Raw genomic sequence first — 21,346 nt, 5'->3', positions numbered from 1 at the left:
AACCGTAAAGGGGGATCGGGAATGACTAACACGACCGAACAGAAGGGGTATAACGAGCGACTGCAAGAAAAACTGGCCGGGATTTTTTCCGGGGGTCAGGAAAGGTATCATGAGAAATTGAAGGAACAGGGGAAGCTGTTCGTACGGGATCGGCTGAAGCTGTTGTTCGATGAGGGGGAATACGTGGAAGACGGCCGCTTCGCCAACGTGGAGGCCGGAGACCTGCCGGCGGATGGCGTCGTCACAGCGATGGGGAAAGTGGGCGGCCAGACGGTCTGTGTCATGGCGAATGATTCGACAGTGAAAGCGGGATCTTGGGGCGCCCGCACAGTCGAAAAAATCATCCGGATTCAGGAGACGGCTGAAAAGAATCAAGTGCCGATGCTTTATCTCGTGGATTCGGCAGGCGCCAGGATCACCGATCAGCTGGACATGTTCCCGAACCGGCGCGGAGCCGGCCGGATTTTCCATAACCAGGTGCGAATGTCCGGGATGGTCCCGCAGATCTGTCTTCTTTTCGGACCGTCGGCGGCGGGAGGGGCTTATATCCCTGCTTTCTGCGACCTCGTCATCATGGTGGAAGGCAATGCTTCCATGTATCTCGGTTCACCCCGGATGGCGGAAAAAGTCATCGGTGAAAAAGTGACTCTGGAAGAAATGGGCGGCGCGCGTATGCACTGCACGGTCAGTGGATGCGGAGACGTTCTGGCGAAGACCGAAGAGGAAGCCATCGCGCAGGCGCAGCGCTATCTGAGTTTCTTTCCCGCAAATTTTGCCGAAAAGCCGGCTCAGACCGCCGGTAAGGCCCAGAAAACCGGCCGCGCGCTGGAAGAGATCATTCCGGAAAACCAGAACGCGCCGTTCGATATGTACGAACTGATCGACCAACTCGTGGATGAAGACAGCTTTTTCGATGTGAAGCAATTGTTCGCCCCGGAACTGATCACGGGGCTCGCGCGGATTGACGGCCGGCCGGTCGGCATCGTCGCCAATCAGCCGAAAGCGAAAGGCGGCGTGCTGTTCCACGATTCGGCGGATAAGGGCGCAAAGTTCATTTCGCTTTGTGATGCTTTTTCGATCCCGCTGTTGTTCCTTGCGGATGTGCCGGGCTTCATGATCGGCACGAAAGTCGAACGCGCAGGAATCATCCGTCATGGCGCGAAGCTGATCGCCGCCATGAGCTCGGCCACAGTGCCGAAAATCTCGGTCATCGTGCGCAAGGCATACGGCGCCGGTCTTTACGCAATGGCCGGTCCGGCATTCGAACCGGATGTCTGCATCGCGCTCCCGACAGCTCAAATCGCTGTCATGGGTCCGGAAGCGGCGGTCAATGCGGTGTATTCGAATAAAATCGAAGCCATAGAAGACCCGAAAGAGAAACTTCAGTATGTCCAGCAGAAACATCAGGAATACAAAGAACAGATCGACATCTATAAACTGGCTTCCGACCTGATTGTGGATGAAATCGTGGCACCGGGAAGTCTCAGGGAAGTGCTGGAGGCGAGATTCGCTTATTATGCAACGAAAGATTTGCCGCTGCCATCTCGTAAACACCCAGTGAATCCGGTATAATAGAGGAACCATTGTGAAGTCTGCCTTCTGAAGGCAGGCTTCTTTTTAAGGAGGAAGAAAGCCCAATGCATGTGACGGTGGTCGGTGCGGGAGCGGTCGGCATGCTGATCGCAGCTCTGCTGAAAGAAAGCGGGTGCGGTGTGACACTTCTGGCCAGAACAAACGGGCAAGCGAACGAACTGTCGGCGGAAGGGATCATTAAAGATGGAGAGCGGATCACCGTCAGATCGGTGACAGGGTGGCAGGAGACCGGCCAAAGCGATTTCATTATGGTCGCAGTTAAATCCGGCGATCTGGAAAACCTCCGGTCTGAATTCGCCCGGCTGCCTCCCGACGTGCCGGTGGTGTTCCTTCAGAACGGTATGTCCCAGTTGGAATTCGCCTCCTCGCTGCCGCAGACCCAGATGGCAGCCGGAAGCGTGGAACACGGCGTGAAGCGGACAGGACCGGCATCGATCAGCCACCGCGGAATAGGAGTGGTTAAGCTCTCTCTTTTGAAAGGGAATGCTGAAGTATTCAGGCCGCTGCTGGAATTGGATGCCTTCCCGGCGGAATGGCAGGAACATGCAGAAAAGATGCTGCTGCGGAAAACCTGGCTGAATTGCCTTATAAATCCGCTTACAGCACTTCTTGGGCTGACGAACGGCGAACTCCTGTCGAATAAGTATGCGAACCGGCTGCTGAAAGAATTGTACCGGGAATTGACGGCTGCTTATCCGGAGGCCGAGCGTGCGCTTCCGTTCCGTGACGTTGAATCACTCTGCAGGACAACAGGCGCCAATACGTCATCGATGCTTGCAGACCGGTTATCCGGAAAACCGCTGGAGCTCGACGCCATCGTGGGCTATATCCTGGAACGGTCAGGGCAGGATATGCCTGTCCTGGAGACTTTATATTACTTACTGAAGGCGACCGAGGTGGATTGAATGGATTTATGGAAAATGATCGGGGCTGTAGTCATGGTGGTCCCTCTGCCGGTATATTTTTTGCTGCGTTCAAAGTTTACGAGGAAAAAACGGCCGGCAGGCGCAGCGGCCGACGCCGCCACGTTTATCCTGTTTGCTGCCGTCCCGCTCTCGGTGGAAGCACTCTGGCAACTGCCATTTTTCTCCCTGACTGCCATCGGCGCTGTTTTGACAGCCATTATCCTGCTTTATGCCGAATGGAAGCGGACGAAAGAGCTCGATGTATTTATCTATTTCCGCAAGACGTGGCGGGTTTATTTTTTAGTGCTGTTCTCCGCTTATGTCCTGATCTGGACCGCCGGGACAATTCTGTTCATAGCGGGCATGTTCCGATAAGCTGATTTTTTCTCATGTGCCGGTGGGAGTGCTATATTGGAATTGAATGTTTTGATGAAGGGAATTTTGCGCATGGAGCTCGAAGAACAATTCATCGCGCCGGCATCCAAGCTGATGAATGATTACATAACAGGAGACAGGAACCTTCTGGACTTTTTTGAATATGAGCCGGTAATGGCTTCGCTGAAAGAACGGTATCACCGCACCGTCAGCCGGCATCCGGCGGACAGGGAAACCCTCAGCTGCATCATTGGAGAGTACATGGGACGGTTTGGAAAATCAGCGGCGGCCGAGGAAACCCTGGGCCAGTTCCGGGATGGCGCTCCGCTCATCATCGCCGGTCAGCAGGCAGGACTGTTCACCGGCCCTCTCTATACGGTCCATAAAGCCGTTTCGGCCATTGTGCTGGCGCAAAAAGCGACGGAAGAGCTGGGAAGAAAAGTAGTTCCGCTATTCTGGATTGCCGGAGAGGACCACGATTTTGCTGAAATCGCCCATGTTTATCAGGATTTAGACCAGCGCGTGGATAAGCTCAATTTCCCGCATCTTGAATATGGCAGGAAAAGTGCTTCAGCGGCAGGCATGAACAAAGAACGGATCGGCGAAACGATGGCTGCCTATTTCAGGAATCTGCCGGAGACGGCTCATTCGAGAGAGGTTTTCGGTAAGTTCCGCGAGCTTTTTCGGGAATCGGAGACGTTCACCGATTTTTTCGCTTCCGCCATGAACTGGCTTTTTTCGGAATCGGGGCTCCTGTTCATGGACGCCGCTGATCCGGCCCTTCGGCAGTATGAGCGCCCTTTTTTCAAAGAGCTGATACGCCGGGCGCCGGATATCGCGGAAGCTGTCTGGTGGGATGAACAGCGGCTCATCGGGGCGGGCTATCCGGGGATGCTGGAAGCCGCGCCGAATGCCGCGAATTTATTTATCGAACAGCGGGGGCAGCGTATGCTTCTTGAGCGCGACGGAAATGAGTTCGTGGCTGGGAAACAGCGGATGACTGCGGAAGCGCTTCTAGAGGTCGCGGAAACGGAACCCGAAAGGCTGAGCAATAACGTCGTGACACGTCCGCTGATGCAGGAAATGGTGTTTCCGGTTCTTGGATTTATCGGCGGGCCGGGAGAAATCGCCTACTGGGCGGCCCTGAAAAACGCCTTCCGCTGCACGGGGCTGGAAATGCCTGTAGTCATGCCGCGCTTGAGTATGACCTTTATCTCGCCGCGCACCGGTAAACTGCTGGCCAGGTACGGAATGTCGGCAGCCGGCGTCATTGCTGGAGGGGAAGCGGCGCAAAAAAGAGAGCAGTTCCTTCAAGAAATCCGGGAAACGGGCACCGAGCGACTGATCCGGTCCCTTGAAACGGAAATTGAGAGCAGATACGAAAACATAATCGAGGAAGTGGCGCAGGTCAGCAGCGGGTTGCGGCCCACAGCCGAAAAAAACTTGGCCATCCATTTGAAACAGACGGAATTTCTCCGTCGGAAACTCGCCTTGGAAGTGGAGAGGCAGCACGAGACCCGTATCGGCCATTACCGGGCGATCGAGCATGAACTGCTGCCGAAAGGGAGTCTTCAGGAGCGGATTTACCCGCCGGTTCCATATTTGAATCTGTATGGTCCGGATCTTGTAACGGATTTGCTGAAATTACCGTTCAATTATGACGAAAAACACAAAATCATTTGTCTTTGAGCTAATAAGTCCGCCTGCTGCGGGCTTTTTTTCTGTTTATTCGGTAAAAAAGCAAAATATTTTTGAAACATTCAAGAAAACTTGTAAAAACAAGTGGTAGAGAGTGGTGGATTGTGGTACATTAAACACAATAAGCGGGGTGAAGGTCATGTTCATGGGCGAGTATCAGCATACGGTTGATTCGAAAGGCCGTTTGATCGTGCCTGCCAAGTTCCGTGAACTGCTCGGTGATGCATTTGTCATCACCCGGGGCCTTGACAATTGCTTATTCGGTTATCCGATGGATGAGTGGCGGAAGATGGAAGATAAATTGAAAGCCCTTCCCGTCACGAAGCGCGATGCGCGTGCATTCACCAGGTTCTTTTTTTCCGGCGCCACGGAAGTGGAGTTGGACAAACAAGGACGTGTGAATATACCGCCGACACTCCGCGCCTTTGCGAATCTTGAAAAAGACTGCGTGATCCTCGGGGTATCGAACCGCTTTGAAATTTGGTCACAGGATGCCTGGGAAACATACTTCACAGAATCCGAAGACTCATTCAACGACATTGCAGAAGAACTGATTGATTTTGACATCTAAGCCGGAACGGAGGGAATCGAATGTTCAGCCATACGACGGTTTTACTTGAAGAGACCGTAGAGGGTCTGAACATCCGCCCGGATGGAATATATGTGGATTGCACGCTTGGCGGTGCGGGGCACAGCATGCACCTTGTGCAGCAGCTCTCGTCCGACGGCCATTTGTATTGCTTTGACCAGGACGCGGACGCACTGCGCCATGCACAGGAGTTTCTCGCCCCTTATGCCGACCGCATCACATTCATCCATTCCAATTTCAAGTTCCTTAAAGAAGAACTGGCCCTGCGCGGTGTCACCGGAGTAGACGGAGTCATGTACGATCTAGGTGTATCCTCGCCTCAATTGGATACGCCGGAACGAGGGTTCAGCTACCACCATGATGCACCGCTAGATATGCGCATGGATCAGTCACAGGAATTAAGTGCTTACGAAGTTGTCAACGATTGGCCATATGAAGAACTTGTCCGGATTTTCTATCGCTACGGTGAAGAGAAGTTCTCCAAACAAATCGCCAGAAAGATCGAATCGGCACGTGAAAAATCACCGATCCAAACGACAGGCGAGCTGGTTGACCTGATCAAAGAGGGGATACCGGCACCGGCAAGGAGAAAAGGGGGACACCCCGCCAAACGGATCTTTCAGGCAATCCGCATTGCTGTGAATGATGAATTAGGAGCAGCTGAGACATCCATCCTGGATGCGATCGATCTTTTGAATGTGAAAGGGCGGATCTCCGTTATCACGTTCCATTCACTCGAAGACAGGCTGACAAAGACCTTATTCAAAGAAGCGGCTTCTTTGCCCGAACTTCCGCCGAACATGCCAATGATTCCGCATGGGCTGGAACCGAAACTGAAACTTATCACCCGAAAACCGATTGTGCCGGATGACCAAGAACTGGCGGTGAACAACCGCTCCCGTTCGGCGAAATTGCGTATTGCAGAAAAAATCCAGTCATAAACGACATCATGAAAGACATAAAATAGACAGAGACAAATGACAGTATTCATGGGAATTAAAGAGAGAGGGACGTGTTCAAATGGCTTTACATGCAAAACAGCAGCCGTTCATCCGCCAGCCGCTCCCACAGGAGACGCCGGTACGGCAGCCTGTCAGAAAGAAGAAACTGGTTACAAAGGGAGAGAAAATCCTCTATGCGGCCTTTCTGGCAATGTTTATCTTCAGTTCGATCCTGATCATCCAGAATGAAGCATCCATCCGCGCGGGAGCGCAGGAGATCCAATCGATCGAGCAGGCAACTGAAGAAGTGCAGCGACAAAATTCGGACTTGACGGTTCAGATTGGTGAACTTTCTACATATGAGCGCATCTGGTCGGAAGCGAAAGCCCTCGGACTGACGCTCAACGAGCAAAACGTGAAGGTAGTGCCGGGTCAATGAATAAAGTTTTTCGATTTCAATGGGGAGCCTTTCTGCTATTTGTGTTTTTTGCAGGGCTCTTTTTCATTTTGCTGACACGCCTGATCACGATTCAGGCGACCGGTGAAGTAGAAGGACAAGAACTGGCAGTCAAAGCTGCCCAGAAATATAGCCATACTGAAGAACTGGCCGCAGAGCGCGGGCGGATCCTTGACCGGAATGGAGAAGTTCTGGCGGAAGATACGCTTGCTTATCGGCTGATTGCAGTGACAAGTGAAGCGGCAACCCAGAACGCCGAATATCCGCGTCACGTAACAGATCCGGAAAAAACGGCGCAAGTGCTGGCCGGCCACTTAGGGGTCGATGAAAATCAGCTTTTGAAGCAGATCCGGGAAGGTATTGAAAAAGGCCGCTATCAAGTGGAATTCGGCGCTGCCGGCCGGGAACTGAGCCATACGGAAATGCTGGCGATCAAAGAAGAGGACCTGCCCGGGGTCGGCTTCATCCGTGATTCGACCAGGCTTTATCCGAACGGTGTTTTCGCTTCCCACCTGATCGGATTCGCACAGAAGGAAGAATTGGAGAACGGAGAAGTGAAATTCGTCGGCAAAATGGGCCTGGAAGCGACGTACAACGAAGTTCTGACCGGCACGGATGGTAAAATGGAATTCAAAACCGACACATGGGGATATCTGCTTCCCGGCAACGATGCAAAAGTCACGCCGGCTGTCGATGGGGCGGATATCCGGCTGACACTCGATAAAACGATCCAGAACTTCCTGGAAGATGCTATGACCCGTGCGGAAGAGGAGTACTCGCCGAAACGGATGATGGCGGTCGTAGCAGATCCGAAGACCGGAGAAATCCTTGCTATGTCCCAGCGGCCCAGCTTTAATCCAAATACGCTGGAAGGGCTGTCGGAGAACTGGATGAATGAAATCATCCAGCTGACCATCGAGCCGGGGTCCCCAATGAAAATGTTCACGTTGGCTGCGGCGATCGAGGAAGGTGTCTGGAATCCGGAAGCGACTTACCAGTCCGGCTCCTATTCTTTGCCGAGCAACACGATCCGGGACCATAACTGGGTCGGATGGGGGCAAATTTCCTTCTTGGAAGGATTCCAGCGGTCCTCGAACGTCTCGATGGCTTATTTGCTGGAAAAGATTGGACCGGAAACATTCGTTGAATATGTAAAATCTTTCGGTTTCGGCGAAAAAACGGGGATCGATCTGCCAAAAGAGGCTGAAGGAATCATCCTGAACACCTATGCAATGGATCGCCTGGCGCTGACTTTCGGGCAAGGGTCCACAGTGACACCGATCCAGATGGTTCAGGCGGCATCCGCTTTCGCTAACGGCGGCGTCATGATGAAACCGTTCGTCATCGATCAGATTACGAACCCTGATACAGATGAAGTCATCCTCCAGCATGATCCAGAGAGAGGGAACCAGCCGGTCACAGCGCTGACGGCTGAAAAAGTGCTGGAAATCCTCGAATCGACGGTCACTTCAGAAAAAGGGACGGCCCAGCGCTTCGCCCTCGAGGACTACCGGGTGGCAGGGAAAACGGGTACCGCACAAATACCGGCGCCTGGCGGCGGATATATGGGCGGCCGGGAAAATTACTTGTTCTCATTTCTCGGATTCGCCCCTGCGGAAGACCCGCAGCTGCTTGTTTACGTGGCAGTCCAGCAGCCGGAACTGGAAGATACTGAACAGGGATCCTATCCGGTATCGGAGATTTTCAAGTCAGTCACAGACAACAGCCTCAAGTACCTGAATGTAGAACCTGAAAAAATCGAGGAAGCCGAGCTTCTGAAGCTGGAAGATTACAGCGGCCTTTCTTCGGAAGAAGTGAAGGGCAGACTCGCCGAACAGGGCATGGAAGCGATTGTCATCGGTGCGCCAGGTAAGGTGGCGGCGCAGCTTCCGGAGCCCGGCACTTCCCTTACTGAAGGGGAGCGCGTCTTCTTAAAGACCTCCGGAAAAGAAACGGTTCCGGATTTCAGCGGCTGGTCGAAACGCCATCTCCTCCAGTATAGACAATTGAGCGGACTGAGGCTTGAAATCAGCGGGGACGGCTTCGCAGTGAAACAGACGCCGATACCTGGAACGCCGGTCACTGAGCGGCTGGAAGCGAAAGTCGATCTCGCGGCTCCTGAAAAAGCCTATAAAACGCTGACGGAACCCTCTCCGGAAGAAGGGCTTCCCGCTGAAACCGGAGCGGAAGAACCGGCCGTGACGCAAGAATAATAAAAGATGAATTACAGGGGCCGGGCACTGGATTGCAACAGTCCCGGCTCCGTGATTGTGTTAAAGGAGATTGTGCAGATTTATGGAAAGCATGAGTTTATTAGCAGCGGCAATCGGATTTGTCGGAACGGCACTGTTAGTGCCTGCCCTCATACCGGTTCTGCGTAGAATGAAATTCGGTCAGAGCATCCGGGAAGAAGGACCGGAATCCCATCAGAAGAAAAGCGGGACACCGACGATGGGCGGAGCGGTATTTCTGCCGGTCATTATCATCAGCGCAGCGGCGGTGTCGCTGCTGGCGGGGGTATTCACTTCAGAAGTGACGGCCCTGCTGATCGCATTGACAGGATTCGGTCTCATCGGGTTCCTGGATGATTTCATAAAAGTGGTCATGAAGCGGAATCTGGGGCTGACATCCCTGCAGAAACTACTTGCCCAGATCGGGATCGCCATCATCACCTTCCTGCTTCTCCGCAATGTATTCGATACTGGCATCGGTGTTCCGTTCACCGATTGGGAGATTGAATTGTCATGGGTTTATGTTCTGTTCCTGATTTTCTGGATGGTCGGATTTTCCAACGCCGTCAATCTGACGGATGGCCTGGATGGCTTGGTGGCCGGCACATCCGTCGCCGCTTTCGGCGCTTTCGGATTTTTGGCGCTGTTCCGCGGAGAAGCCGGGATTTCCATTTTCGCTTTTGCTGTCGTCGGCGCCATGCTCGGTTTTCTGGTCCACAACAAGTTTCCGGCAAAGCTGTTTATGGGGGATACAGGCTCTCTCGCCCTCGGCGGGGCATTGGCGGTATTATCGGCGCTTCTGGAGCTTGAACTGCTGCTCTTGCTGATCGGTATTGTTTTTGTAATCGAGACACTTTCTGTTATCCTGCAAGTGGCGAGTTTTAAACTCAGAAACAAACGGATTTTCAAAATGAGCCCGATCCATCATCATTTTGAACTGGTCGGGTGGTCCGAATGGAAAGTCGTGTCCATCTTTTGGAGTGCCGGACTGATCGCAGCGGTTCTGGCGTTATGGCTGGAGGTCATTTGATATGGAAGGGCAATCGGTATTTTTTCAGAAAAAGATTTTGGTGCTCGGGCTTGCAAAAAGCGGTTTCACCGCCGCGTCCGTCCTCCACAGGCTCGGCGCTTTCGTGACAGTGAATGATTCCAGACCGTTCAAGGAGAATCCGGAAGCGGAAGCGCTTCTCGGGATGGGCGTTACGGTGATCTGCGGGCGCCACCCTGAGGATCTGCTGGATGAAGGATTCGGACTGATCATCAAAAATCCCGGAATCCCCTACAGCAACCCGATCATCAGCCAGGCGGAAACGAAAGGGATTCCGGTATGGACAGAAGTCGAATTGGCTTACCGGATCAGCAAAGCGCCCATGATCGGAATAACCGGCTCAAACGGGAAAACGACCACGACGACCCTGCTTTTCAAAATGCTCGAGGCGGGACAGAAAAAGCCGTTGGTCGCCGGCAATATCGGCACAGTTGCGTCAGGGGTCGCTGAAATGGCGCCGCCTGACAGCGTCATCGTCACCGAACTTTCTTCGTTCCAGCTGAAGGGCACGGAAGATTTCCGTCCGAAAATATCCATCATTACGAACATCTATGAGGCTCATCTTGATTACCACGGAACCATCGAGGATTATCGCGATTCCAAGTATAAGATTGCCCGGAATCAGTCCCCTGAAGACTGGCTCATTTATAACGCCGACCAGCCGGAGCTGTCATCATTCGCTAAGACCACTCAGGCGGCAAAAGTACCGTTCACGCTGAATGGACGGACAGAGGCCGGCATGAGCGCCGATGATAAAGCCCTCTACTGGAACGGGGAAGAGGTGATCAGGCTGGCGGATATCCGGCTCGCCGGCCGCCACAACCTGGAGAATGCCGCCGCCGCTACCGCCGCTGCGCTCCTATGGGGATGCGGCCCGGACGCAGTGACCGGTGTACTGAGGACCTTCGGCGGTGTGGAACACCGTACGCAATTTGTAGTGGAACGGAACCGGCGGAAATTTTATAATGATTCTAAGGCAACCAATGCACTGGCGACAAAGAATGCACTCGAAGCTTTCCGGTCTGGGATCATTTTGATCGCCGGCGGACTGGAAAGGGGGCATTCGTTTGAAGAGCTCCGGCCGTTCATGGACCGGGTGAAGGCGGTGGTGGCGATCGGGGAAACTGCAGGACGGTTCATCGCCTTCGCAGAAGATTGCGGAGTCGGACACACAGCGGCTGCAGACGATATGGATGAAGCAGTGCAAAAGGCTGTCTCCCTATCTTCTGAAGGAGACACTGTCCTCCTGTCACCGGCTTGTGCAAGCTGGGACCAGTACGAAAATTTCGAACTGCGGGGCAATGCATTCATCGAGGCTGTCTACAAACTTGATGATACTATTTTTTAGGATAAGGAGCGGCCGGTATGACACCTGATAAAGTGATCGATATTGAAGAACGCATACCGAAGTTACGTGACCGCCGCAAGAAAAGGACAAACCGGAAATTCGCAGGTTTGCTGGTTATTCTTTTAATCCTGCTGATTCTCCTGGTCTATAACCAGTCCCCTTACAGTAAAATCAGGAGCATTTCGATAGAAGGGGAGAACCTCTTCGGTGAAGAGGTCTATCTCGAAGCCAGCGGGCTGACTGAAGGAGAGTCGATGTGGTCATTCGACCCTGAAGATGTGCAGGAAAAGCTTACAGAGCTGGACTGGGTTAAACAGGCGGAAGTGGAAAGGAACTGGCTGACAGCCGTGGAATTATCCGTTGAAGAGTTCAGCCATGTGGGTCTGCTTGAACAGGAATCCGGCTACCAGCTCCTGCTCGCCAACGGCTATGCGGCTGACCTGCCGACTGAGGGAAAGACAGGACCGCTTCTGACAGGATTCAAAGAAAAGAAAGCAAAAGAACGGATCGCCGGCCAATTGGCAAAGCTGGACCAAGAAGTGTTTCCGCTCATTTCCCAAGTCATCCAGACGTCTCCTGAGGAAAAACCGGCGGCCGTCACACTGTACATGAATGACGGTAATGAAGTGCATGTCCTTATGGGATCGCTCGCGGAAAAAGTCAATTACTATCCGGAGATCGCCGCACAGCTTCCTGAAGGGGAAAAAGGGATCATCGATGCGGAAGTGGGAATTTTCTTCCAGCCTTATGCGATTCCGGGAGAAGAGCAGACAGAAGCGCAGCAAATGGAAGGGACCGGAACCGGCGGCTGAGCCGATTCCGAGCCGTCGGGACTTTCGATAGTTTTCTGTGTACCGAAGTCATAGGCATTAAGAATCAAAGGTGTTTTGGACAGTGTATTTTTGTCCGCTTTCCTATCAGCACCCGATGATTTTCAAAAGACACATAGAAATTTGAAAAGATTTCTTTTTTATTTAGACAAGCCCCCCTATTTGCAATAGAATAGAGGATAACGGAGTTTATTGAGGGAGGTGCCGGTTTTTGGGCCAGTCAGAATTATACGTGAGTCTTGACATCGGATCATCAACGGTTAAAGTATTAATCGGTGAAATGGCGAATCAGTCATTGCATGTGATCGGTGTCGGTAATATAAAGTCGGGCGGCATCCGCAGAGGTGCCATCGTCGACATTGACGCAACTGTACAGTCGATCCGCCAGGCAGTCGAACAGGCTGAACGGATGATCGGCAAATCGATTAATGAAGTCGTGCTTGGCATACCCGCCAATCAAGTGCAGCTTCAGCCGGTCAAAGGCGTAGTTGCAGTGAATTCGGAAAACAGGGAAATAACGGACATCGATCTGGAAAGGGTCCATGAAGCGGCACAGGTCGTTTCCATACCGCCGGACAGGGAGTTCGTCAACGTCGTGCCTGTCCAATATATCGTCGACCACGTCGATGACATCGAAGATCCCCGCGGGATGATGGGCATCCGGCTTGAAATGGATGGCATCATGATCACCACTTCGAAAACGATTCTCCACAATGTCCTCCGCTGTGTCGAGCGCGCGGGGCTGACGATTCGTGATATTTACGTCCAGCCGCTTGTGGCCGGCCATATCGCGCTGACCGAGGACGAAAAGTATCAGGGAGCCGCCTGTATCGATATCGGCGGCGGATCGACGTCCCTGGCAGTGTTCCAGGAAGGGCATCTGGTGGCATCCTCTGTCCTGCCGATCGGCGGAGACCATATCACGAAGGATTTATCCATCGTGCTCAAAACGCCGACCGAGCAGGCAGAGCAGATAAAGCTGCAGTACGGCCATGCTTTTTATGATGAAGCATCGGACAGCGATTATTTCGATGTCCCTTCGGTAGGCGGCGGAACGGGTGAACGGTACAGTCAAAAATACATATCGGAAATTATCGGCGTACGCCTCGAAGAGCTGTTCGATATGGTGCTCGAGGAACTGCACAGCATCGGGATCCGGGACCTGCCGGGCGGAATCGTCCTGACAGGCGGGGTATCGAAGCTCGACGGGATCCAGGAACTGGCCCGCCACATCCTTCAGACGCGTGTGAGGCTGTTTTCCCCGGCCTTCATCGGAGTGCGGGAGCCCCAGTATACGACAGCTGTCGGCCTGATCCAGTACGCCTATATGGATGATATGTTCTATGGCCGTCTCGGCGGAGGCGCCGCTCTCGGCAATCCGATCGGGAAAGAGCCGGCCGCCCAGCCGAAAAAGCAGAAAGTGCCGAAGGTGAAGGAAAAGGAAAAGAACGGCGAAGGAGTCACGGCGAAAGCGAAACGCTTCATTGATAAGTTTTTCGAGTAAATCATTTTGCACAGCACCTGCGAAAAGGGCAATGCAATATTTAGGAGGATACGGGAATGTTGGAATTCGATACATCAATTGACCAGTTGGCCGCTATCAAAGTTATTGGAGTCGGAGGCGGCGGGAATAACGCTGTGAACAGAATGATCGAGCACGGGATCCAGGGTGTCGACTTCATTGCGGTGAACACGGATGCACAGGCACTTAAACTGTCAAAGGCTGATACGAAACTGCAGATCGGCGGCAAACTGACACGCGGTCTGGGCGCCGGTGCAAATCCGGAGGTCGGAAAAAAAGCGGCCGAAGAAAGCAAAGAACAGATCGAAGAAGCGCTCCGCGGCGCTGACATGGTGTTCGTGACTGCCGGCATGGGCGGCGGGACCGGAACCGGTGCTGCTCCGGTCATCGCAGCGATTGCGAAGGAGCTCGGTGCTCTGACCATCGGTGTCGTCACACGCCCGTTCACGTTCGAAGGACGCAAGCGTTCGACGCAGGCAATCGGCGGAATCGGCACGATGAAAGAAGCGGTGGACACACTCATCGTCATCCCGAATGACCGCCTCCTTGAAATCGTCGACAAGAACACACCGATGCTTGAAGCTTTCCGCGAAGCGGATAACGTCCTCCGCCAAGGGGTGCAGGGTATTTCAGACCTTATCGCGACACCGGGTCTCATCAACTTGGACTTCGCGGACGTTAAAACCATCATGTTCAATAAAGGATCCGCGCTCATGGGAATCGGTGTCTCATCCGGTGAAAACCGGGCAGCGGAAGCGGCGAAGAAAGCGATTTCCAGCCCGCTTCTCGAGACATCGATCGACGGAGCGAAAGGAGTCATCATGAACATCACCGGCGGTTCGAACCTGAGCCTCTACGAAGTCCAGGAAGCTGCCGATATTGTCGCTTCCGCATCGGACGAAGAAGTCAATATGATTTTCGGTTCGGTCATCAACGATAACCTGAAAGATGAAATCGTGGTTACGGTCATCGCGACCGGCTTCAATGAGGAACAGCTCCGGGGATCACGGCCGGTCCGGGGAGGCGTGAGTGCGGCACGTCCGCAGCCTTCGTACCAGCAGCCCTCATACCAGCAGGCGCCTCAGCGGGACACCCGGCGGGAAGAAGAGCCTTACCAGGAACCTGCGCGCCAGGACAGACAGCAGGAAGACACACTCGATATCCCGACGTTCCTGCGAAACAGAAGACGCCGTTAATTGGGGTGCTGTCCCGAAAGGTCATGAACTATGACGTTTAGGGGCAGCCCCTTTTTCTGTAAGGATTTCTGCAGCTGCGGCAGCAGCTTCCGGAAACGGCGTTCCATTCGCACTGTGCCTGATTGATTAATAATCCGTTCCCTGATAAAATGAGGGGAACATCTGAAGAGAGTTGTGAATGCATGGAACCGGTAAAACCGATAATGGACCGACTGACAGATGAATTGGATGAAATCCAGAGCGGAATCCGGATCATCGCGGTCACAAAGAATGTAGGGGCCGATCGGACAGAGGAAGCGATCAGAGCCGGAATCCGGCATATCGGCGAGAACCGTGCTGAAGGGCTCATCGAGAAGCGCGGAAAGATCGATGCCGATGTCAGCTGGCATTTCATCGGAAGCCTTCAGTCCCGCAAAGTCAAAGATGTGATCCATCTGATCGATTTTCTTCATTCCCTCGACCGCAAAAGTCTGGCGAAAGAAATCCAAAAACGGGCTGAGCGCCCTGTAAATTGTTTTGTCCAGGTCAATGTATCCGGAGAGCAGTCCAAGCATGGACTAGCGCCGGAGGCAGTGATCCCGTTCATAAAAGAGCTTGAGGCATATGATAAGATCCGCGTGATCGGTCTGATGACGATGGCTCCGAACACAGACGACGAACAGAAGATCCGGCAGACATTCGCGGGGCTGAAAAAGCTGCAGCTGGAAGTGGCATCGCTCGGTCTGCCGTATGCACCTTGTACCGAATGCTCCATGGGCATGTCCAATGATTACCGGATCGCGGCGGAAGAAGGCGCGACATTCGTCCGGATCGGGACGGCACTTGTCGGATCGGAAAGTGAGGCGTAGAAAATGAATATTAAAGAAAAATTCAAAAGCTTTTTTTACCTTGAGGAAGAAGAACAGGAAGCGGTAGAGAAGCCTCCCGTTCACCGTCCGCAGCGGGAAGAGCCGCCTGTGAGGGAACAGATGAGGAAAAACGCGGCGGAACGGCGTGCGAAAGCGGCGGACAGCCCGAACTTGATCAGCCTCCAGACTGTGACAAAATCTGCGAAAGTGACACTCGTCGAACCCCGTGCGTATGCGGAAGCACAGGACATTGCAGAGCATTTGAAAAGCAAGCGGTCCGTCGTCGTCAATCTTCAGCGGGTCGAACGGGATCAGGGAATCCGGATCATCGACTTCCTGAGCGGGACGGTCTATGCGCTCGGCGGTGATATTCAGCGGATCGGCCGGGATATTTTCATCTGTGTTCCGGATACTGTCGAAGTGGATGGCGTCATTTCCGATCTTTATTATGAAGATCAGCATAAAAATTGAGGTGTAGATAAAACCGATGTATGAAGTTGTCCGTTTACTTACGTTAGCGATTGATATTTATTCCTTTATCCTGATCATCTACATTTTTATGTCCTGGATCCCGAGTACCCGAGAAACCGGAATCGGCCAGATGATCGGCCGGATTTCCGAACCATACCTGGAGATTTTCCGGAAGATCATTCCGCCGTTCGGCATGATCGACTTTTCTCCGATCGTTGCGATTTTCGCCCTCCGGCTGGCTTCGCGGGGATTATGGACACTGTTCATTTATACACTTTGACCCCACGGACGTGGGGTTGTTTTTATTCCTGTTAACTGCTGAATGGCGAAAGCTCTAAATGCGAGAGGAGAACATCCCCCGCTTTCCGCGGACGAACGGCTGAGCCTCCTCGCGCTGCGCGCTTGCGGGGTCTCACTCCGTCCGTTTTTCCGCAGGAGTCGGGCGGCTTCCCCTCTTGCTTCACGTGGACCTGGAACAGCAGAAACTTCTCAGTGAAGCGAACAGTAAGGAGAAATATCTAATTTGCATTTGAATGCAGGGGAAATACTCCTTTAGAACACAGTAGTGGTTTTCTGGATTTTTTCCAATTTAGAAAGGAGGTCACAGCTGTGGATTCACTGCTGCAGCATTTCAGAAAAGATGAGCAGCCGTTCATTGAGCAGGCGGCAGGCTGGCTGCGGGAAGTGGAAGACCGCTATACGCCCAAACTGACCGATTTCCTCGATCCGCGGGAGCGTTTCATTGTGAAATCGGTGATCGGCTCGAGCGGGATCCTGATGGCCGGCGACGGGAAATTTCCGGCAGCGGAACGGCAGCGGGTCCTGCTGTATCCGGATTACCTCGAACCTGCCGAAGAGGATTTCAAGATCCTCGTATTCCAAATCAATTACCACACGAAGTTCGTGACACTGGAACATCGGGATGTGCTCGGCTCCCTGATGGGGCTGGGACTTGGCCGGGGGAAGTTCGGCGATATCCGGGTGGCGGACGGGACGATCCAGTTCGCTGCGGCAGAGGAGATCAGCCAGTACGTGAAGACCAATTTCGTCACGGCAGGCAAAACGAAAATCGGCTTGGAGCTTGTGGAGGAAGAGGAGCAGCTGATCGTCCAGACGGAGGAATGGGCGGAAGAGACGATGACTGTCAGCTCGATGCGCCTTGACGCGGTCCTCGCTTCCGTTTTCAATCTGTCCAGACAGAAAGCGTCCGCCCTCGTTTCCGGCGGCCGGGTGAAAGTGAACTGGACTGTGACGGAACAGCCGGCGTTCGAACTCCACGAGAGCGATCTGCTGTCTGTCCGAGGATTCGGCCGCATCCGCATCGTCATGATTGAAGGAAGGACGAAAAAAGACAAAGTCCGCTTGGTCATCGGCCGCCTTGAACCGAAAAAATGAGCGGTAAATTTTCTGTAAATGACTCTTCACCGACCGGATTTATCTGTATAATAAGAACTATCGAAGAAGAGGAGGAGAGAGACAGATATGCCTATGACGCCGCTTGATATACATAACAAGCAGTTCACCCGTGTTTTCCGGGGATACCAGGAAGAAGAGGTCAACGAATTTTTGCAGCAGGTCATGAAAGATTATGAAACGCTGATCCAGGAGAAGCGGGAGCTGGAAGAACGGCTGAAACAGACGGATGAACGCGTCGGCCACTTCACCACCATCGAAGGGACTCTCCAGAAATCACTGATTGTTGCGCAGGAAGCCGCTGAAGAGGTCCGCCGGAATTCACAGAAGGAAGCGGAACTCATCGTAAGGGAAGCTGAAAAGAATGCCGACCGCATTCTCGGTGAATCCCTTTCAAAAAGCCGGCAGCTTGCCATTGAAATCGAGGAATTGAAAAAACAGTCCAAAGTTGTGCGGAGCAGGCTCAGAATGCTGCTGGAAACCCAGCTCGAAATGGTCGAAGCGGAAGACTGGGAAGAGCTGTCGGAAACACCGGAACATCCGGCGGCCGAGGAAGTCGCAGCTGCTGAAGAGGAATCGGAAGCCCCCAATGCGGAATCGGATCCGGGAACTGCCGGAGAAAAACCGGAAGCTTGACGGCCGCGCACGGCGATTTTATAATAAACTGCATAGCAGAACAGAATGCAACGACGGAGACAGTAGCCGGAAAATGACGGACCAAGCGAGTCAGGGACAGTGGGAGCCTGATGACGGAATTCCGGTGAACATCCCTCCCGAGCAGGAACGGTGAACAGGCTGGACAGTAACCGCTCCCGAATGCGCCGCGATAAGGCGATCGAGTGGCAGCGGGATTTCAGGCTGCAACAAGGGTGGTACCGCGAACAGAGCTTTTCGTCCCTTTCCAGGGAGGAAAGGCTTTTTTTATTTTCATGGAGGAGGAAATGGAATGGATTACAAAGATACATTGCTGATGCCGAAGACAGACTTTCCGATGCGCGGCAACTTGGCGAACCGCGAACCGGAACTGCAGAAAAAATGGGAAGAGATGGATATCTACAATAAAGTGAAGGAGCGGACAGCAGACCGTCCGTTCTTTATTCTCCACGATGGACCGCCGTATGCGAACGGGGATTTGCATATCGGCCACGCCCTCAATAAAATGCTGAAGGATTTCATCACACGGTCCCGCTCGATGATGGGATTCCATTCGCCTTATATCCCGGGGTGGGATACGCACGGCCTGCCGATCGAGCAGGCGCTGACGAACAAAGGGGTCAACCGGAAAGAACTGTCCCTGGCGGAATTCCGGAAGCTTTGCGAAGAGTACGCATTCGAGCAGCTCGACAACCAGCGCACGCAGTTCAAACGCATGGGGGTCAGAGGGGATTGGGACAATCCGTATGTGACGCTCAAGCCGGAATACGAAGCGCGCCAGATCGAAGTGTTCGGCAAAATGGCGAATAAAGGCTATATCTACAAAGGACTGAAGCCGGTCTATTGGTCGCCGTCGAGTGAATCATCGCTCGCGGAAGCGGAGATCGAGTATAAGGATAAAAAGTCACCGTCGATCTTTGTCAGCTTTGCTGTCTCTGACGGCAAAGGCGTCCTGGACGAAGGGACGAACATCGTCATCTGGACGACGACGCCTTGGACAATCCCGGCGAACCTCGGCATTGCTGTCCATCCGGAACTGGATTATGCGGTCGTCGAGACCGGCGGGAAAACGTACGTCGTAGCCGAAGATCTGCTGAAAGCTTCAGCCGAGGAAATGGGCTGGGAAGACGTCAAGACGGTCAAGACGGTCAAAGGGACGGCACTGGAACACATTCTTGCGAAGCATCCGCTTTATGACCGGACGTCGCTCGTCATGCTCGGAGACCACGTCACGACGGATTCCGGCACCGGCTGCGTGCACACGGCGCCGGGCCACGGAGAAGATGACTTCCTCATCGGCAAGCGCTATGGGCTCGGTGTGCTTTGTCCGATCGACGAAAAAGGGGTTTTCACAGCGGAAGCGCCTGGATTCGAAGGCGAATTTTATGATAAAGCGAATAAAACCATCACTGAAGCGCTCGATGAAGCGGGCGCACTCGAAAAGCTCGGGTTCATCACGCATTCGTATCCGCACGACTGGCGGACGAAAAAACCGGTCATCTACCGGGCGACCGCCCAGTGGTTCGTATCGATCGATGCGTTCCGGGAAGATGCGCTGCAGGCGATCCGCGATACCGCCTTTACTCCGGCTTGGGGAGAGACCCGGCTGTTCAACATGATCCGCGACCGCGGGGACTGGAACATTTCCCGCCAGCGTGTCTGGGGCGTGCCGATTCCGGTATTCTACGCTGAGAACGGGGATGAAGTGATCACGGAAGAAACGATCGCGCATATCGCCGGTCTGTTCCGCGAGCACGGCTCGAACGTCTGGTTCGAGCGTGACGCGAAAGATCTGCTGCCCGAAGGTTTCTCGCATCCGTCGAGCCCGAACGGCACCTTTACGAAAGAGCTCGATATCATGGATGTGTGGTTCGATTCCGGAACGTCCCACCAGGGCGTGCTGGAAGAGCGGGAGGACCTGCAGTATCCGGCCGACATTTACCTCGAAGGATCCGACCAGTACCGCGGCTGGTTCAACTCCTCGCTGACGACGAGCGTCGCCATCAACGGCATTGCGCCTTACAAAGGGATTGTCAGCCACGGGTTCGTCCTGGATGCAGAAGGACGCAAGATGAGCAAATCCCTCGGGAATGTGACAGAACCTGCGAAGGTCATCAACCAGCTCGGAGCGGATATCCTCCGCATGTGGGTCGCTTCAGTAGATTTCACGGCGGATGTGCGTGTTTCCGATGACATCATCAAACAAGTGGCGGAAGTGTACCGGAAAATCCGCAACACGCTGAAATTCCTCCACGGCAACTTGTTTGATTTCGAACCGGAAAAACACCGGGTCGCATACGGAGACATGCGGGAAATGGACCAGTACATGACCGGGAAGCTGCGGGAAATGATCACGGCGGCGGTCGCCGGCTATGAAGCGTATGAGTTCCCGGCGGTCTACCAGGCGCTGAACTCTTTTTGTGCGAACGACTTGAGCGCTTTCTACCTCGACGTGGCGAAGGATGTCGTCTACATTGAAACAGCCGACCATCCGAACCGCCGGGCGATGCAGACGGTCATGTACGATTCGCTCATGGCGCTCGTGAAGCTCGCATCTCCGATCATCCCGCACACGGCAGATGAAATGTGGTCGTATATGAACCAGCCGGAAGACAGTGTCCAGCTGACGGACTTCCCGGCGGCCGACGACTACCCGGCGTCCCCGGAACTGATGGACAAATGGGGAGCGTTCATGGAAGTGCGCGATGACGTGCTGAAAGCGCTCGAAGAAGCGCGGGCGGCGAAAGTGATCGGCAAATCGCTCGAAGCGAAAGTGACGGTTTACGGCGATAAAGGGACGGAAGAACTGTTGGCGTCGCTCGATGAGAATGTCGCGCAGCTGTTCATCACATCGAAGTTCGCGTTCGGCGGTTCTCCGGAAAACGCTCCGGAAAATGCCTTGAAGCTGGACCGGGTATCGGTGACAGTCGAAAAGGCGCCGGGCGACAAATGCGCACGCTGCTGGGTCGTATCGGAAGAACTCGGCACGAGCGAAGAGCACCCGGAACTGTGCCCTCGCTGCACGTCGGTTGTAAAATCTCTGTAACAGCTATCCGAAAGCCTGCAGGTCATCCTGCAGGCTTTCTCAGGCTGTCGAGAAAGTCTCGGCAGCCCCTATTGGACATACGCGCAGTCGGAGTCGCTCTATAACACGCCGCCGACGTTCGCGATCTACGTAACGAAGCTTGTCCTGGAATGGCTCCGTGACGCGGGCGGAGTGAAGAGAT

General features: G+C 53.7%; 19 protein-coding genes, 1 pseudogene and 1 other annotated feature. All 20 genes and pseudogenes read left to right on the top strand.

Annotated features, from left to right (window positions below; translation table 11 throughout):
• Positions 1–21: 21 nt before the first annotated feature.
• The gene (locus tag CCE92_RS01630; protein WP_088005779.1) at positions 22–1,572 is read left to right on the top strand and encodes an acyl-CoA carboxylase subunit beta; all 1,551 of its coding nucleotides are present in this window, start codon (positions 22–24) and stop codon (positions 1,570–1,572) included.
• 65 nt (positions 1,573–1,637) lie between these two features.
• Positions 1,638–2,498 carry a 2-dehydropantoate 2-reductase gene (locus CCE92_RS01625; RefSeq protein ID WP_088005778.1) on the top strand — a complete coding sequence of 287 codons (861 nt, stop codon included), beginning with the start codon at positions 1,638–1,640 and terminating at the stop codon, positions 2,496–2,498.
• A complete protein-coding gene (locus CCE92_RS01620; protein WP_241535824.1) occupies positions 2,499–2,873 on the top strand; it encodes a DUF3397 family protein in 375 nt (124 codons plus the stop codon). It abuts the gene before it with no gap.
• Between the two features lie 36 nt (positions 2,874–2,909).
• A complete protein-coding gene (bshC, locus tag CCE92_RS01615) occupies positions 2,910–4,562 on the top strand; it encodes a bacillithiol biosynthesis cysteine-adding enzyme BshC (protein ID WP_241535823.1) in 1,653 nt (550 codons plus the stop codon).
• Positions 4,563–4,710: 148 nt separating this feature from the next.
• The gene (gene mraZ, locus CCE92_RS01610; RefSeq protein WP_088005777.1) at positions 4,711–5,142 is read left to right on the top strand and encodes a division/cell wall cluster transcriptional repressor MraZ; all 432 of its coding nucleotides are present in this window, start codon (positions 4,711–4,713) and stop codon (positions 5,140–5,142) included.
• Positions 5,143–5,162: 20 nt separating this feature from the next.
• Complete coding sequence (rsmH, locus tag CCE92_RS01605; protein WP_088005776.1) at positions 5,163–6,101, top strand: 16S rRNA (cytosine(1402)-N(4))-methyltransferase RsmH; 939 nt, start codon at positions 5,163–5,165, stop codon at positions 6,099–6,101.
• 79 nt (positions 6,102–6,180) lie between these two features.
• A complete protein-coding gene (gene ftsL, locus CCE92_RS01600) occupies positions 6,181–6,540 on the top strand; it encodes a cell division protein FtsL (RefSeq protein ID WP_088005775.1) in 360 nt (119 codons plus the stop codon).
• A complete protein-coding gene (locus tag CCE92_RS01595; protein WP_088005774.1) occupies positions 6,537–8,771 on the top strand; it encodes a penicillin-binding protein in 2,235 nt (744 codons plus the stop codon). The genes ftsL and CCE92_RS01595 overlap by 4 nt, the downstream gene beginning before the upstream one ends.
• A gap of 82 nt (positions 8,772–8,853) precedes the next feature.
• A complete protein-coding gene (gene mraY, locus CCE92_RS01590) occupies positions 8,854–9,819 on the top strand; it encodes a phospho-N-acetylmuramoyl-pentapeptide-transferase (protein ID WP_088005773.1) in 966 nt (321 codons plus the stop codon).
• A gap of 1 nt (position 9,820) precedes the next feature.
• Positions 9,821–11,185, top strand: coding sequence for a UDP-N-acetylmuramoyl-L-alanine--D-glutamate ligase (gene murD / locus CCE92_RS01585; protein WP_088005772.1), 1,365 nt, complete (start codon positions 9,821–9,823; stop codon positions 11,183–11,185).
• Between the two features lie 17 nt (positions 11,186–11,202).
• Entirely contained in the window at positions 11,203–11,997 is a 795-nt protein-coding gene (locus CCE92_RS01580; protein ID WP_088005771.1) for a cell division protein FtsQ/DivIB, read from the top strand.
• Between the two features lie 229 nt (positions 11,998–12,226).
• On the top strand, positions 12,227–13,519 hold the full coding sequence (gene ftsA / locus CCE92_RS01575; RefSeq protein WP_088005770.1) for a cell division protein FtsA: 1,293 nt from the start codon (positions 12,227–12,229) through the stop codon (positions 13,517–13,519).
• A 56-nt stretch (positions 13,520–13,575) separates the two neighbouring features.
• Entirely contained in the window at positions 13,576–14,733 is a 1,158-nt protein-coding gene (gene ftsZ, locus CCE92_RS01570) for a cell division protein FtsZ (RefSeq protein ID WP_088005769.1), read from the top strand.
• A 203-nt stretch (positions 14,734–14,936) separates the two neighbouring features.
• Positions 14,937–15,581, top strand: a complete 645-nt coding sequence (locus CCE92_RS01565; RefSeq protein ID WP_241535821.1) for a YggS family pyridoxal phosphate-dependent enzyme — start codon at positions 14,937–14,939, stop codon at positions 15,579–15,581.
• Between the two features lie 3 nt (positions 15,582–15,584).
• Positions 15,585–16,052 carry a cell division protein SepF gene (locus CCE92_RS01560; protein WP_088005767.1) on the top strand — a complete coding sequence of 156 codons (468 nt, stop codon included), beginning with the start codon at positions 15,585–15,587 and terminating at the stop codon, positions 16,050–16,052.
• Between the two features lie 16 nt (positions 16,053–16,068).
• Complete coding sequence (locus CCE92_RS01555) at positions 16,069–16,332, top strand: YggT family protein (RefSeq protein ID WP_088005766.1); 264 nt, start codon at positions 16,069–16,071, stop codon at positions 16,330–16,332.
• Between the two features lie 329 nt (positions 16,333–16,661).
• Entirely contained in the window at positions 16,662–17,447 is a 786-nt protein-coding gene (locus CCE92_RS01550; protein ID WP_088005765.1) for a YlmH family RNA-binding protein, read from the top strand.
• A gap of 87 nt (positions 17,448–17,534) precedes the next feature.
• Complete coding sequence (locus tag CCE92_RS01545) at positions 17,535–18,101, top strand: DivIVA domain-containing protein (RefSeq protein WP_088005764.1); 567 nt, start codon at positions 17,535–17,537, stop codon at positions 18,099–18,101.
• Positions 18,102–18,142: 41 nt separating this feature from the next.
• Positions 18,143–18,367: a binding site (T-box leader), on the top strand.
• Between the two features lie 44 nt (positions 18,368–18,411).
• Complete coding sequence (gene ileS / locus CCE92_RS01540; RefSeq protein ID WP_088005763.1) at positions 18,412–21,165, top strand: isoleucine--tRNA ligase; 2,754 nt, start codon at positions 18,412–18,414, stop codon at positions 21,163–21,165.
• 69 nt (positions 21,166–21,234) lie between these two features.
• Positions 21,235–21,346: pseudogene (locus CCE92_RS15685) on the top strand (3-phosphoserine/phosphohydroxythreonine aminotransferase); the annotation flags it as partial.

Origin of the sequence: Indiicoccus explosivorum, assembly GCF_002167005.1 — a bacterium.
GTDB lineage: Bacteria > Bacillota > Bacilli > Bacillales_A > Planococcaceae > Indiicoccus > Indiicoccus explosivorum.
Note: the sequence above shows the minus strand (reverse complement) of the source record. Positions and strands in the feature narration are given on the sequence as shown.